We start from the raw sequence: 16,605 nt of genomic DNA, 5'->3' as shown, positions 1-16,605 counted from the left end.
CGATATTACTATCTTTAAGGAGTATTTTATCTTCATTTCTTCATTAATAGCTTAAATATCTAAGCCAGTCATATTAATACCTAGCGTAACCTTTAGTAATCTCTATAACGAAGACATGTTATTACAAATTTTATTGATGATATAAGGATAATAAAGCCCACCTCCTTTTTATTCATGCTTTTAAAAAAAGACAATATATCAATACAATAGAAACTAATACTATTATTTATGTTATAGAGTAACCTTGCAGCCAAAAACATAATAAACATAAAAACGACTCCAGATACTAGAGAAAAAATAAGAATATAAATAATCTTTTTCATTATTTTTCCTCATTAGGTTTTGTATAGTAATTCTGAAAAACTCTATTACCTATCTCACTCATTGTTGAACCAGAGATACTAGGTATAATATTTCTTCTATATACATCAACATAAGGAATCTTATCATTTAAAGGCTGAAGGTTATATTTAGCCCACGTGCGATCCAGGTTAATCTTCTTATCTAACGGTACTTCAATCGCTTTACCCATACCGTAACCAATAGCTGAACCAATACCGCTACTTATTGCTCCTTGAGACATGGATTTATCTGTAATGTAGTTATTTAGCGCCCCAGAGGCAGCATTACCACCCACCGTCAAACCAAATCCCTTCCCTTTAAGTGCATATGCCGTAACCAAATCAATTGCTAAACTTCTCGGATCGACTGTTCCGTCAGACATTAGCTGTGCGCCCACACTTCCTGCACCAGCAATGCCTAAAGTAAATTTAGTTGAATTAGACATCACATCATTGATTTTTTTAGCACCTTTTAATACACCCAATCCACCATAAATAGTCGAACCAAGTTCCAGTCCATCCTTAACTGAATAAGCTATTTTCCCATTCGATGAATTTTTATAATTCTCAGGAGCATCAAGTTCATTCTTGACAGTATAATACATCTCTTCATCACGAGAATGTTTTTCAGAACGCCAACCTAGCCAGTTCTTGCTCTCTTCTGGCAAGGTATTCACTGCTTGCGATCTTTGTACATCCGTACCTGCAAAAGGGAAATGACCATAATCTCGTTTTGGTACAGGATCGTTTATTAAATATTCTGATTCAAAACGATTTTGAGCATTAACTGGCGATGTTGATGACGCCAATTTATAACCAGATGCGGTATTCCCCGTAACAGTTTCTATATAATAACGATCTACATAGCTTAAAAATGCCTCTCTTTCCTTGCTATTTAAGGAATTTGGATCTTTTCTAAATTTATCCAAGAGAACGTCACTACGCTGATCTGATTCAATTAAATCTCTAAACTCCAATTTTTCTTTATTTGTTAATTTTTCTCCACGATGATATTTTGTTTTTAACGCATTTAATCTCGCTCTTGAAGCCTCACTCAAGAAATTATTCTCCACCGCCCTTTTAGCCGTCTCTGCTCCAGAAGTCGCAGCAAGGAAACTCCCCCCTTGTTCCGCTGTGGTGCCATTCGCTTTCGCTGTCAATGCTGCAGCCAATCCGCCCGCCAATTGACTTAACGTACTAATGTTTTCCTTCTCATTTGCTGCAAGTTGATTTGGCGTTTTATTATAGATTGCCTGTGTGAGGATTTGTGCAGTCACTTCTCCTGTCACCCCAGCCACAGCACCCGTCAATGGGTCTTTACCTGTCACTTGAAACTCCACCGCGGAAAGAAGAGCATGCGCCATAAGATTCGCAGCTTTGTCTTTTGCGGTGTCACCCGCCGTCATCTCGTGGATGGTTTTGTTGAGATAAGGTGAAGCCAGTGCAACAAGACTGCCTGCAGTATCATTTTGTGCCGCCGCTTGTAATGCCGCCGTCACGGCGCGAATCGCCATGCCAGTCTTACTTCCAATGCCGTAAGTGCCGTCTATGTCATTTTGAATAGCGGTAATTTGTTTACCGATTTCTTGCGCTTGCGTACTTGATTTACCGTATTTTTCTTCCGCTTTAAATTTTTCTAATGACAGTTTATTAATCTTCTCACGCTCATTATACGTGGCGATGCTTATCGCGTTGGTGCTGATATCACCTATCACTTTCGCCATTTCTTGGCGTTCTTGCACTTTTTGTAAATCTTGCTTTTCAACACGTTGATTCGCATTTTTTGTGTCACGTGAAAGTGCGGTCAGTTTTTCCGGTGTTTCGGTGTCTATCTGAATGTTGTCGCTGATAGCTGACTGGGTGGTGCTGCGCGCGCTTTCATTGGTGTTACCCAATAAGCTCAAGGCATTGCTAAGCGCCTGCATTGGATTCACTCCGCCACTGCCTGCCCCCATGCTCGCACTTTCGGTTTTAATCTCGCTTTTATTTTCAATATCGGTATGCGTGAGCGATTTTGTTTTGAAGTGGTTTTTACTTGCCTCAGCATCACTTTCAATGATGGCACCATTCAGTTGGGTATGGTTGTGGATGTTAGCTTCCATGCCATCCTCACCTACACGAATACCCGCTTGTTCATTGACTTGCGCATAATCCACTTTCGCTTTGTTATAGGAGGCACTCACCGAAGCTCCGCCACCTGAACCATACGCTACCGAGCCACTTGCACTCGCACTCGTTTGTTTGGATTCATATTTCTCTGTATCTTGACGGCTCGTTATCGTCAGATTTTGAATATCCGCTTCCCAACGTTTCGCTTTAAGATTCGCTGCATCAAGGCTGAGGTTTCCTGCTTCGCTATTTGTGATGAGCTTATCCGCTTGCAAGTGACTGTTTTGCCAACGCTCGCTATCCGAGTTAGATTTGCCCTTCGCCACATTCACCGAACCCTCAATACCAATTCCATAACTATTACCATTGGTTCCAACAAAAACGCCTACACTGCCCCCTACTGATTTATTTTTGGTATGTTGATGCTCCTCGTCTTTTACACCTTTTATCTCAATCCCTTTTTTACCTGATAATGCCATCAATTTCGCATTCGCATCGACGCCTTCAAAGGTGAGTTTTTCATCGCGGGCTTTTACATTAAACGTACCCGTGCTCACCGTTGATTTTTGATGGCTAATACTCTGGCTTTCGCTACTTTGCGTTTGTTTTTGGCTGCCATAACCAAGACTAATCTTCACACTTGGGCTGGATGTCGTCCCCGTATTCTGCATATTACCAGCACGTAAGGCATCTAAGGTTTCCGCTACCTTACCCAAATTTTGAGCTACCATGCCCACTTCTTCCGCGGCTTTCACTGCATAAAGTGCCTTGAGTTTTCCATTGGTGACTTGTTGGCTGCGTTTTACACTGTTATAAGCAGCTTGTGCCATATCGGTCACCGGGGTACTCAAGGCAATCGTCACGCCAGATTGTTTATACTCATGCCCCTCTTTACGTTCAATGATATCTTTTCCCGCTTCGACCTTAACACTTGCACCCTCAATATCAATGCGATTCGTGTTTGGCGTAATCATATCCGTTCCAAGAACATTTGTATGATTACCCGCACTCACCCTGATATTGCCATTCATTGAACCTAGTGTGCTACGTGCATCAGACTGTGTCCAACCTTCTGTTTCATAATCATGTTTTTCTGATTTGGAGCCAAAGGTAAGACCAATACCGCCACCTGTGAACACACCTCTGGTTTTCTTGGTTTCCACGCGCTTATTTTTGAAATGATTGGTATCTGCTGCAATATCAACATCATGTCCGCCTTGAATATGCAGATTATCATCCGCAATAGCCTGAATGCCTTTCGCCTTCACATCATGACCTGCTGAAAGAACCACGTCTTTACCGCTCACCTGTGTGCCGACTTGAGTAACGGATTGTTGTTGGTCTAGGCTGGTTTTGGTCGTTCTAGCAAGGCTGCCGCTTTTCGTTTTGTGAAACTCTTCAAAATCTCGGCTTTCTTTCGCACCATTCAACACAAGGTCGTTTTCCGCGATGGCCATTAACTTCGCTTCACTCTCTAGCTGTGCCCCTTCGGATAAAATATTTTTACCGGTTAGCGCAACATCACCTTTGCCTTTTATGCGGCTTACTACCGCCTCTTCCACTTTCTCATGACGGTAATGATTGCCTTTCCCCATCTTCTCATCAAAGCCCACTGAAAGTGCGGTGAGATTCACGTTATTTTTGGTCTGAACAAGCGTGCTGCCATTGCCATCGTTAATAATATCTGCCCCTTTAGCGTTCAGATTATTTGATGAGAGTTGTAACTGGCCATCTTCTCCTTTTACATGGAAAAGTGCTTTACGAGCCAGTGTCGTTTCACTACGTTGGAAATGAGATAAATCCACCTTTGTTGTCATCGTGGTACTTTCGTGATTTAAGTCACCGCCCACCTCCACCAAGAGGGCTCGCTCGGCTTCCACTTTACCACCAATATTATCGAAGTTATTCGTGGTGTTGATGCCTACTTTATCACCCGTAATGGTGCCTTCGTTGAATAAGCTTTCGGTATTTAATAACGTCAGCTTACGCCCCGCAATGGTGCCACTATTGGTTAAACGGTTACTCCTCAAATCAATCACATCCGCTGAAATCAACGCACCTTCACCATTTAAGTCTCCTTTCTGCGCCATGGCATAGACACGAGGCGCCATCACTTTGACTTGTTTTCCGCTTGGTAGCGTTACTTCTTTTTCTTCAAACCAGACAATATCTGACGTAAGTTGTGCAACCTGAGCTGGGCTTAAAGCCACACCCGGGGTTAAGTTGAAGCGTTTCGCAAAGGTAATACCATTATCCATTAACCCTTTATATTGAGCCTCTAAATCTTGATAACCCGTTAAGAACATTCGTCCCGTCAACTGATTAACTTGGTCTCGCACTAAACGTTGCTCGTAATAGCCATCACCTAAGCGTCTCAAGATATTTTGTGGATCACGACGAAGTGCGTTGAACATGTAGTCACTACTGAGCCATTGCTTTTTATCAGTAAACGCTGAATCTGTTTCAATTAAAACGCCACCTGCTTCAGGGTTAAGACGATAGAGTGAAGAGCTTGGTAATAAGACATCCTGCGCTTTTGCTAATAACTCCCCACTTTGAGAAGCTTGCGTCTGTTGATGTGTGCGATAATCTGTCTGCGCTTTATAGTGATTAATCCCCATTTGATAAGCGCTTTCCACATTTCGGTTATACGCATTCACCGCACCCCAATTGCGTTGATGATAACGCTTAAGCCCACCGCGCCAACGGGAATAAGTCCACTGACTCGTCCCATATTCATTTAGTATATGATAACCCGTTTCATCTTCATTATGCACATCACCACTTAAGCCAAGCTGCCCTCCAGATATTATCTGACTGCGGTTGTTAAGCACTTGCGCTGCGTTGATAGAAATATCTCCGCTTGCCAAAATTTGACCTGGCAAGGTCGTTTTTACAACACTTTCATCAATGACTCGTCGATTAAGCTTGGTTATCCAAAAATCACTAAAGGTTTTACCCAGTAAGTGTCGATTATGCTCGGTAATTTTAGCCTGCAACGCATCAAACGCAACTTCGTTAGCATCAATCCAACTTTTAAATGGCGCAATAGCCTGTTGATACGCCTTTAAACGCGTTTCATAAGTGGATTTCTCCTGTTCATAACTTGCCAATGCGATGCGATAATCAGCAACCGCTTTCTCATAATCGACTAAGCGAGCCGCATAACTTTCTGCCGTTTCTCTTCTATTTTTTCTCGGCTTTTCGACTTCCTTTGGTTTTATCGGCTCTTCAGGCATGTTGATATCCGCTAAACCCGCAGGCATATCAGTCGGTGGTTGAATACCAAAATAATCCCAAGCAGGATGATTCGCGTTATAAATAGATTCAGGTTTAATATGACAACCACGTTGATTAACATAATCCTGACAAGTGATTTCATTGACTTCAGGTAATAAGTGTTCTGCGTGAATCGGCTCCCCTTCTTTAAGAGGATTAATATTATCTCTTCGATAAGCCAATTTCCCCGCTCGACTAAATGAAATCCATTTTAAAAGCCCATAATCAATACGCGCCTCTGTTTTATACCCTTGTGGAATAATATACTGCTCATCAATCACTTCATTTGATTGATTCTCTATCTCTGCATGAAAGTGCAAATTTTCATTATTTACCTTTTCTGCGCTAAGTTGAATAGCACCACTTGGTGATTCAATCGTCCCACTTTGATTAAGCAACATTTTTGCTTTACCTTGAGCCTGATAATCTTCATCTATCTCACCTCCCACTGTAACGCCCTTTTCACCGTATAGGGTTGAACTACCCTGTTGCATTGCAATGTAATGGCGGGTTTGATTTCGAATCTCCTCAGCACCTAGCGTTAAATATTCACGCGCAGCAATCACCGCATCTTGACGCCCATTCTCAGGTGTAAGTTCATCTTTATTTTCAATCAGCTTTGCCCCAATTACCACACGATTACCATAAATACGCCCTGAGCCTATATTTTCAACAGACATAGCTCGAATATGCAAGTCTGGCTTTTTCCCTTCAGAATATTCACCTTTACTATTTATCAATCCTCGGTTTGTTAACGTTTCTTGAACCTTAAGCTCAATCGCTCCCCCTTGGATTTCACCTTGCTCCACTTGTTTCAACGCTTTTGCTTTCACTGCCACATTTCGTTTGGCGCTCATCACACCCGATTGCGCAATATCTTGTTTGCTCTGAATCAAGATATCCCCTTCATGAGCAAGTATTTTCCCTCCTGCCTGATTTTCTATCTGTTTCTGAGTGGTTAATTGCACCCTTTGTTCCGCTTGAAGATACCCATTATTAACAATACGCCCAAGACTATCAATCTTCACCTCACCCACTGATGCCCCAATATGCCCCGCGTTGCGTACACCAAGACCTTGACCGTTATCCACTAAATGGATTTTCTCCGCATACATCCCACCCAATTGGCTTACATCCACACTGTAGCTTTGGTTTTCACCTTGGGTATCAGAAGTGCGGTCGGTTTTATCGGTGTTTTTCTCACCTACGTACACAACCGAATCATTCGTGCGGTCAACGTTATTTTTACCTGTGGTAACTTTAATGCCTTTTTTCGACCAAACGCCACCATTGATTTCGGCTTTATCAGCGATAATATCAGTGTAATCAGATTGACTGTTATCCATCCCTTTTTGACCAACAGTCACCTTACCGCCTTTTACGCGATAGCCTTTCAACTCGCCATTTTCTACTTCCGCTTTGCCAACGGTGAGTGTTGTACGCCCTGCATTAATCACACCACAGCCATCACATTGGATACCACTTGGGTTAGCAATGACCACATCCGCTTTTTTACCCGCCACTTCTACATAACCTTTTAAACGGCTTGGATTCGCTGAATTGACCTCGTTAAGAATGACTTTTGCTTCACCGCGAGCAAGATTTGGGTTACCTTGCACCCAGCCCGCAAGTTGCGTTTGTACTGCTTTACGGGCATTGTTTAATACGGCGCCTTTCTCTGCTACATCAAATTGTGAATATTGGTTACGTGATACCCCTCCTGCACTTGGTGTTTGAATATTCACTTGCGGTAAACCATTCGCTGTTTGAAGTACGATGGGTTGTTGATTACCTGGTGCTGATTTATCTGCACGAATCGCCATATCTTCTGCATGAACAGAAGGCAAAAAGACAAAGCCTAATGCTAACATTAAGCTAAAATGGATTGGATTAAGGGAAAGTGCGGTTGAAAATAATCCTGTTTTTTCTTGTTCTGAGCTCATATTTTCACTTTGCGCTTTACCTTGAGATTTTGCCAGCTCTGAGACCACCACAAGCTGGTTTAATACACGGCTAAAAATCACTTTATAATGACGTTTATTCATCTTTTAATTTCCTTTAAAGTTTTAAATTCTGTTTGGTTTTAATCAATTTATTCATCTAAAAGCGTGAGCATTAAAAACGGTAGCTCACATTAAATCCAGTTATCACATGACTGGTTCTAAATTATAAAAATGCTGCTACATGTACCAAAGCTATTCATATTATCGTGATACGTTTTACTTGTAAAAGTGCGGTCAATTTTTGAGAGGTTTTAAAACTCTTTGAAAATTGACCGCACTTTTAAGCACCTTTGTTAATTACTGCCAAGGCTTAGCATCAGCAGGTTTGCTATGTTTTTTTCGCCATTGAATACATGCAGATCTATTCCACATTAGTATATTTTCACAAACAGATCCGCCTTTTAAATACCAGCCTTTTTTCTCTAAACAAAGATTCACCTCCGGATCATCACTTTCACCAGTAACAAAATCCATACCACAATCCGACATGTCTTTTTCTCTTCTGTCAAGATATTTAGTTAAAACATTAGGATCTGAGTCAGGAAATAATGCATCTGCATTATGCAAACGCCAATGATAGTATGGAGGAGCTGGTTTAAAACCACCAAAAGAACACCCGCTTAGAATTAATATTAAAAATATAGAAAATAGTACTTTCATTTTATTTCTCCTTAGCTTTATTTAATTCAAAAATAGTTCTTTCATTTCCCATTTTAAGATCTCCTCCAGTTCGATATCCATCAGTAACACATTGTTGTTGCCCTAGTCCATGGCAATTATGTACTGATGAATTGTCACCAAATATATCGCTAATACGTGCAATCCAACCTTTATTGAGATTATTTTCAGATGTTGTTGCAGGATTTCCCCCCAATAAAATCGGCATACTACCTACTGGGTCACTAGCATGATTCTCAATCCGAATTGAACCATCAGAAGCCGTTCTTTCTTTACCCGTTTGCAATTGACTTAAATATCCATCCGCTCTTGTTACATCAGCTGCAGGTCCCACCATCTTAACAGAGGTGTTTGAAAGCAATTTTTTCTCTCGGTTATCTTCTGTATTTAACGCTTTTAATGCATTACTAACAGTTAATGTTCCACGACTATGAGCACCAACGTATAAATCATCTTTACCATATTGCTTCATGATATTCATCGCTTGTAAACTTGAATTATCCATACCTAATAGATTTCCAAAAGAAGTTTCAAACATTTTCTCATAACCCGCCCCCTACGATGGCGCGCGTTTCCTAACGCGATCCCAAAACATAAATTTCACAATTCAGATTTTTACTATTTTCATTAACAACTTTATTCAGTTTGTCTATTTTAGTTAGATTCAAGAACGCGTCAGGAGACGCTCGTTATCTAGCGACAACTCTTGCCTTTAGAAAAGTACGGTCAATATTCAAGAGATTCTAAAATTCACTGAATATTGACCGCACTTTTAAGCACCTTTGTTAATTACTGCCAAGGCTTAGCATCAGGTTTGCTATGTTTTTTTCGCCATTGGATACATGGAGGTCTATTCCACATTGTTCTTTCTTCACAGATTGGTCCACCTTCTAAATACCAGCCTTTTTTCTCTAAACAAAGATTGACCTCTGGATTATCACTTTCACCAATGACAAAATCCATACCGCAATCCTTCATATCTTTTTTTCTTCTAGCAAGATATTTAGTTAAAACATCAGGATCTGAGTTCGGAAATAATGCTGTCTCATTATGTAGCTGCCAATGATCATGTGGTGGTGGAGGTTGAAATCCTCCAAAAGAACACCCGCTTAGAATTAATATTAAAAATATAGAAAATAGTACTTTCATTTTATTTCTCCTTCGCTTTATTTAATTCAAAAATAGTTCTTTCATTTCCCATTTTAAGATCTCCCTCAGTTCGATATCCATCAGTAATACATTGTCGTTGTCCTAAGCCATGGCAATTATGTACTGATGAATTGTCACCAAATATATCGCTAATACGTGCAATCCAACCTTTATTGAGATTATTTTCAGATGTCGTTGCAGGGTTTCCTCCCAATAAAATCGGCATACTACCTACTGGGTCACTAGCATGATTCTCAATCCGAATTGAACCATCTGAAGTGGTTCTTTCCTTACCCGTTTGCAATTGACTTAAATAGCCATCCGCTCTTGTTATATCAGCTGCAGGACCCACCATTTTAACAGAGGTGTTTGAAAGCAATTTTTTCTCTCGGTTATCTTCTGTATTTAACGCTTTTAATGCATTACTAACAGTTAATGTTCCACGACTATGAGCACCAACGTATAAATCATCTTTACCATATTGCTTCATGATGTTCATCGCTTGTAAACTTGAATTATCCATACCTAATAGATTTCCAAAAGAAGTTTCAAACATTTTCTCATAACCCGCCACTAAGAGCTCTGACAAACCATTTTTCGCTTTAGGATGGTGAACAAAATAAACATCTTTATATACCTTTTGATCTATATTGCCTGTTTTATCATCCCTGCCCGCAATATAGTTTTGTACCGCAAATTTTGCGGCGGAATTACGATCATTAAAGATGCCATTAAATGCAACGACATATTTACTCTCTGTTTTCCCTGTTTTTGGATCAGTATAAGTAACTTTTTGTAATTGATTGCGTTCTTGATCTGATAACTCATGTAATAAATAAATATTGCGTCCTTTTTCTAGTTGCTGCTTAAGGTATTTTGTTCTATCTAACCCCTTAGCATCCGCTTCTTCATTTATTTTTTTCAGAATTTCAGGATCCTCTATAGGGTCTCCTTTTGTATCCACTTTATGAGTAAACATCCGATGTTCTGCGATAAACATTGTTCGATAAGCCTCATCCGTAACACCACCAATATTCTTCGCAAACGCTTGAATCGTTGCAACATCCTGCTCAACTTCTTTTTGCATTTTCGCATGATCCACTTTTTCAAGTTTGTTTACTTCTTGCTCAGTGGATTTCTTGATTGTCTGAATATTCTGTTTACCCTGTATACTCGCAATATTAAAGTTACCATCACTAATCACAGCATTGGTTGTACTCTGATTATTTTCACTTTGACTGCTATTGCTCGCTAAATTAGCTAGACCAATTTTTGCTGCAGCGTATAAATCTGTGCTATGAACATCATTTGTACCTAAACCAAATTTTACCGGCGATTGATTTGCTTTATTTGGATTTGCCTGCTCAAAGGTTTCATTCGTTCTATCCTTACGATAAGTTCTATTTAAAGCTTTATCCTCATCAGAAGTTTGATCACGATCTACAGAAAAACCGCCCATCAATCCCATCGCAGATGATTTCGCGTTAGAATAATTTTGAATATTTGAATATTCGAAATCTTGTGCTGTCATTTGATTTTTCTCTTTTGGTGCACTTGAAAGAATAGCGCCACCAACAGAAGAAACTTTATTTTTTACATTGATATCATACCCATCATTACCTGCAAAAATTCCTGCCTGTTCATTTACACTCGCATAGTCTGTATTGACTTTCGATTTATTGAAACTACCACCCGCAGCAAAACCATAGCCTACTGTCACACTACCACTTGCATTCATTTGTTTACCATGGTAGCGAAATTTATCTTGTAAGCTCTCGATATTCAGGTTTTCAGCATTAAGTTCTACTCGTTTGCCTTTTACTTGGCTGCCAATAATATTGGCATCACCACCTGCATTAATCACAGTTTTACTTTGGCTATCACCTACATGACTAGCGATATAAGTGGTTTCATCGCCATTACCATAACCTTTTCCGTAATTACCGCCTAAAGTAACCCCAGCAGCCTCACCATTACTCACTTTAATGGCTACCCCTGCATTAAAACCACTCGATTTATTGGTACTACGCTCTTTATGATTCTGCTCAACCGCTTTAATAATCACTTGATTATCAGCCGATAAAAACGTGCCTTGTTTACCAGAAACATCTGAACCTTCAATATTAATGTTCGAATCCTTTCCTGCGCCTGTCGCCATAATATTCACTTTGCCGCCAGCATTAACTTGAGATTTGGCTGCGGTTTTTCCTTCAGTATGAGTACGTGATTCGCTCTTTTGTTGGCCGTAAGTGATTTGCACCCCTACTACGGAATCCACATCGCTATTACTCATTGCTTTTTGAATAGCGTCGCCAGCTTTCATTACGCTATCAGCTGCACGATAAGCATCAAAACCAGCATTAGCTGCTGCCATCGCATTTACACGACCATGCTTACTCTCACCTACTTGTCTAGTTGATTGCACTGTGCTTTGTACTGCTTGAATAGCAGAAATAACAGGAGAAGTAACGGCAAGGGTTACCCCTTTTTGCTCAAAGGTTTGTTTGGTGTGCATTTCATATTTATCATCTGCCGCTTTAATATCGACTTTCTTTGCCAGAATATTCACATCGCCGTCTTTGCTTGCACTCACCTTACTAGCGGTTTGAGTATAAGTGTTTTCTGCAATCATCGTCGTATTGCCGTTTAAGCTGCCTACTTGGCTACCTTGTGCATAAAGCTTAGTCTGATCACTTTCCGTGGTTTGTTTTTGAGAACCAACGGTTACGCCAATACCACCTCCCAATATGCCTGATTTTTTCTTGCTATAAAAATCATCAGAATAAACTCGGTTCTCAGCTTCACGAATATCAATATTTTTGGCCTTCACCGTCAAACCATTACCAGCTGCTACATTTGAGCCCTGAATAGTGACATTACCTTTGCTTGAATGAAGATAAATCTTATCTGCATCTAAATTTGAGGCTTCCGCAACATCATAATCGTGTTTATGTCGATAAACCTCTGTCGTTGAGCTTGTTAAACCTCTAGATTTACTTTTTGAACCACTAGAAAGCTGCTCTTTATAACGAGCTTCTTGGATAGTAATATTCCCCTCAGACATCACATTCATGGTGCCATTACTGGTTACAGAAACGCCTCGCATTTCAACCGCACTTTTACCCACAGCATCAAGATTTCCAGTGACATTTAACTGACTGCCCACTTCTTGTTTTTGATCAAGCTTGTAATAATTATCGGTGTTGGATACATAATGCTCTTTGTTTTGGGTTTCAATCGTGTCGAGATTTAATTTATCACCCGCTTGCAATGCCGCATCACCTTTAATATTAAAGTTAGCGCCTTTTACTGTGATATTTTCCGTTGCCATTAAAAGAGCGGTGCCTTTTTGCCCCTTGTCAGCTGCATCTTTTCTACCCACACTAATTGAGGCTTGCTGAACAAGGGATTTGCGGTAAAAATTGCCAGTATCCTTGGTTTCACTCGTGCGGCTTTCTATGTTAATGTTTTTAGCTTGAGCCACTAAACGATCTTCTGCATTGAGTTCTCCACCGAGATTATTAAGAGTTTCTTTCGCTTTTAAGTAAAGCTCACGCCCTTGCAATTTCCCGCCTAGGTTTTCTATATTATTTGCCGCCAAATGGGTCAAATTACGCCCCGAAATAACTCCACTGTTTTGAATGTCTCCTTGAATATTGACAATTACATCGTTGGCTGAAATCACTGCGCCTCGGCTATCAATATCAGCATTACGACCCACTACATAAACCTGTGGTGCAAGTACTTCTTTTTTCGAACCATCTTTTAACGTCACTTCACGTTTTACCATCCAAACCATATCTGAGGTGAGCTGTTTCATCTGCTCAGCCGTTAATGCCACGCCAGGGATCAAATTAAGTTTCTTCGCATATTGCGCACCATTATCCATCAAGGCTTTATACTGTTCATAATCAGATAAGTAACCTTGAAGGAAACGTCTGCCCGTGAGTTGATTGATTTGCTCATTCACTAAACGCTGTTCATAAAAACCGTCACCCAAACGCTTAAGCATATTTTGAGGATCATTTCTCAACTGCTTAAACATATAATCAGAACTCAACCACTTATTACGATCAGTAAATTTAGGATCTGTCTCTACAAGATAGTGGCTATTAGCATTAGGATTAACTTGATAAAGATTTTCTGTTGGTAAATTAGCACTAATATCAATAGAAGCCACGCTTCCAGACTTATGATAAGTCCCCACTGAGCCTGTTGATGAAATAGATTTACCAATTGTGTTATCAACCACCTTAAAATAGTGAGGAATTGGAGGAAGAGGACGATTAGTTATTGCAGTTGTACCATGGTTATAATGTCCCCAGCAGCGGTGTCTGCCACAATGGTGTTTTTCAGCGCCAATCTCTTGAGCCTCACCATTATCAAATTTAAGAATATTTGCAACGACATCCTTATTTCTTAACTGAATGCCACTAGCATGACCGATATCACCATTAGTTTTATTTGACTCAACAATCTGCTCGCCTAAAGTAAGGCGTTTACCAATTAAAAACTTAGAGGCATTATTTTCAATATCATCTCCTTGTAAGGTCAGATTACCGCCAAAAGTAATCTTTGCTGGTTCCTGATGCTCAATCGTGGGTGTAATTGTTTTTCGGGTAAAATATTCAGTATGCCAGTTTGGGGAACCGACTCTCCCTTTGGATTGATCATAAAATGTATAATAGGCATTATTATCATGACGATTTTTATTATTCCAATTCATATAACCATCTACACCTCCACGATAAGACTCGGAAGATCCAGGTAAACGAAATAAAGAAAAATTCTCATAAGAAACTACTTCGCCCATTTTTAGATGAATATCATGATTCCATAAACGGTGTGTATTAATTGCTCCATCGCCTAATGCTTCTATACTAGCACTCGCATTATCAATAAATGTCGCCTTACCTACAGTATATCCTTTATCATCTAGCTCACTACCAATATAAAGTTTATCTTGGCTAAAGATAAAAGCATGATCTCGATTAACTAAAGTTCCTACACCAAAATCCAAACGCCGACGAGCAGCGATTGTGGCCGAATGTTCACCCTCTTTATCATTTATTAACTCACGGCTAGCAATAGAAAGATGATCACCATAAATACGACCAGTACCTAGATTATTTAATGTTGAAGCATCTAAACGTGTAGTTGTACCATCAATTAGTCCACGGTTAGTTAAACGTTCTGTGGTAATTTGAGTTGCTTCAGCAGAAATTTCTGCATTTTTTATATTTTCTACTTCTGCTGCGTGAATGATTGCTGCTTGACCAATTCTTAATGCAACATTGTTTGTCAATTTTCCTTCAGTAGAAAAATTCAACGTACCATCCACTTTAAAGGCATTTTTTAAATTCAAACCATCTTTTAAAGCAATATTAGCATTACCTCTAGAACTAATATTTCCTTCATTTACCAACGTTTCTGCGGTTAAATCTAACTGTGAATCAGAATGCAAACGACCACCAGTATTATCCACTACAGTTGAAGCTTTATCTCCCTCTACAACAAGTTTGCCTACAGAGAGAATATCACCTTGTTGATTACTAAGTTGTTCAGTTTTAATTCGTCCTTCTTCACTTACATTAATTGCACCTTGTTGATTGCTCACTGTATCAGCAACAACATTTAACTGCCCAGCTTTAATCCCTTGAACATTTTGACTGCTTGATTTAGTACCACTGTTATCTAAGCTGTTCGCTTTAATCTCCACTTTTTCAGAAGCAACAATTAAAGAGCCTTTATCAGATTGCTTGCGGTTATCCACGTTGTTCGCGTTAAGCTGAACTTGTTTACCAACAATCACACCCTGTTTATTATCAATATTTTGAGCATTAAGTTGTGTCTGAGCTTTGGCATAAACGGTACCACGGTTCTCAATATTCTTTTTCGCATTGAGTTGGGCATTTTCGCTCCCCCCAATAAAGCCTTCATTGACAATCTTACCTTGGCTGTCAACTTTCACACTTCCAGCCGATGCACCAATATGTCCCGCATTACGTACACCAAGGCCTTGGCCGTTATCCACTAAATAGATTTTCTCGGCATACATCCCACCCAATTGGCTTACATCCACACTATAGCTTTGGTTTTCACTTTGCGTATCAGAAGTGCGGTCAGTGTTGTCGGTATTTTTATCGCCCACGTACACAACCGAATCATTGGTGCGGTCAACGTTGTTTTTACCTGTAGTAACTTTAATGCCTTTTTTCGACCAAACGCCACCATTGATTTCCGCTTTATCAGCGATAATATCAGTGTAATCAGATTGACTGTTATCCATCCCTTTTTGGCCAACAGTCACCTTACCGCCTTTTACGCGATAGCCTTTCAATTCACCATTTTCTACTTCTGCTTTACCGGTTGTTAGCGTTGTACGCCCCGCATTAATCACACCACAGCCATCACATTGGATACCACTTGGGTTGGCAATGACGACATCTGCTTTTTTGCCTGCGACTTCCACATAACCTTTTAAACGGCTTGGGTTGGCAGAGTTTACCTCGTTAAGAATGACTTTCGCTTCACCGCGAGCAAGATTCGGGTTACCTTGTACCCAACCCGCCATTTGAGTTTGTGCCGCTTTACGGGCGTTGTTTAACACAGCGCCTTTTTCTGCCACATCAAATTGTGAATACTGGTTACGTGATACGCCACCTGCACTTGGTGTTTGAATATTTACTTGCGGTAAACCATTCGCTGTTTGAAGTACGATGGGTTGTTGATTACCTGGTGCTGATTTATCTGCACGAATCGCCATATCTTGTGCATGAGCAGAAGGCGATAAGAACACAAAGCCTAATGCTAACATTAAGCTGAAATGAATGGAGTTGAGGGAGAAGGAAAGTGCGGTTGAAAATAATCCTGTTTTTTCTTGTTCCGGACTCACATTTTCGCTTTGTGCTTTACCTTGAGATTTTGCCAGCTCAGATACTACCACAAGCTGATTTAATACACGGCTAAAAATCACTTTATAATGACGTTTATTCATTTTTTAATTTCCTTTAAGTTTTAAATTCTGTTTGATTTTAATCAATTTA

Annotated in this window: 5 protein-coding genes; all 5 read right to left on the bottom strand. The window is 40.0% G+C overall.

The window, feature by feature from the left end; translation table 11 throughout:
- Positions 1-322: 322 nt before the first annotated feature.
- Positions 323-7,774: a two-partner secretion domain-containing protein gene (locus DV434_RS06270; RefSeq protein WP_118811553.1), complete on the bottom strand. Its 7,452-nt coding sequence runs from the start codon at positions 7,772-7,774 to the stop codon at positions 323-325.
- A gap of 255 nt (positions 7,775-8,029) precedes the next feature.
- Complete coding sequence (locus tag DV434_RS06265; RefSeq protein WP_118785963.1) at positions 8,030-8,392, bottom strand: hypothetical protein; 363 nt, start codon at positions 8,390-8,392, stop codon at positions 8,030-8,032.
- 1 nt (position 8,393) lies between these two features.
- Entirely contained in the window at positions 8,394-8,948 is a 555-nt protein-coding gene (locus DV434_RS11010) for a hypothetical protein (RefSeq protein WP_239992783.1), read from the bottom strand.
- Positions 8,949-9,199: 251 nt separating this feature from the next.
- A complete protein-coding gene (locus tag DV434_RS06255) occupies positions 9,200-9,559 on the bottom strand; it encodes a hypothetical protein (RefSeq protein ID WP_118785962.1) in 360 nt (119 codons plus the stop codon).
- Position 9,560: 1 nt separating this feature from the next.
- Positions 9,561-16,556 (bottom strand): two-partner secretion domain-containing protein, encoded by a 6,996-nt coding sequence (locus DV434_RS06250; RefSeq protein ID WP_118811552.1) that lies wholly within the window; start codon positions 16,554-16,556, stop codon positions 9,561-9,563.
- Positions 16,557-16,605 lie beyond the last annotated feature (49 nt).

Source organism: Haemophilus haemolyticus (assembly GCF_003493685.1).
Classification (GTDB): domain Bacteria; phylum Pseudomonadota; class Gammaproteobacteria; order Enterobacterales; family Pasteurellaceae; genus Haemophilus; species Haemophilus haemolyticus_O.
Note: the sequence above shows the minus strand (reverse complement) of the source record. Positions and strands in the feature narration are given on the sequence as shown.

Coding starts and splice junctions, on each gene's coding strand:
- DV434_RS06270 (WP_118811553.1), bottom strand. CDS start 7,774: ATGAATAAACGTCATTATAAAGTGATTTTTAGCCGTGTATTAAACCAG.
- DV434_RS06265 (WP_118785963.1), bottom strand. CDS start 8,392: ATGAAAGTACTATTTTCTATATTTTTAATATTAATTCTAAGCGGGTGT.
- DV434_RS11010 (WP_239992783.1), bottom strand. CDS start 8,948: ATGTTTGAAACTTCTTTTGGAAATCTATTAGGTATGGATAATTCAAGT.
- DV434_RS06255 (WP_118785962.1), bottom strand. CDS start 9,559: ATGAAAGTACTATTTTCTATATTTTTAATATTAATTCTAAGCGGGTGT.
- DV434_RS06250 (WP_118811552.1), bottom strand. CDS start 16,556: ATGAATAAACGTCATTATAAAGTGATTTTTAGCCGTGTATTAAATCAG.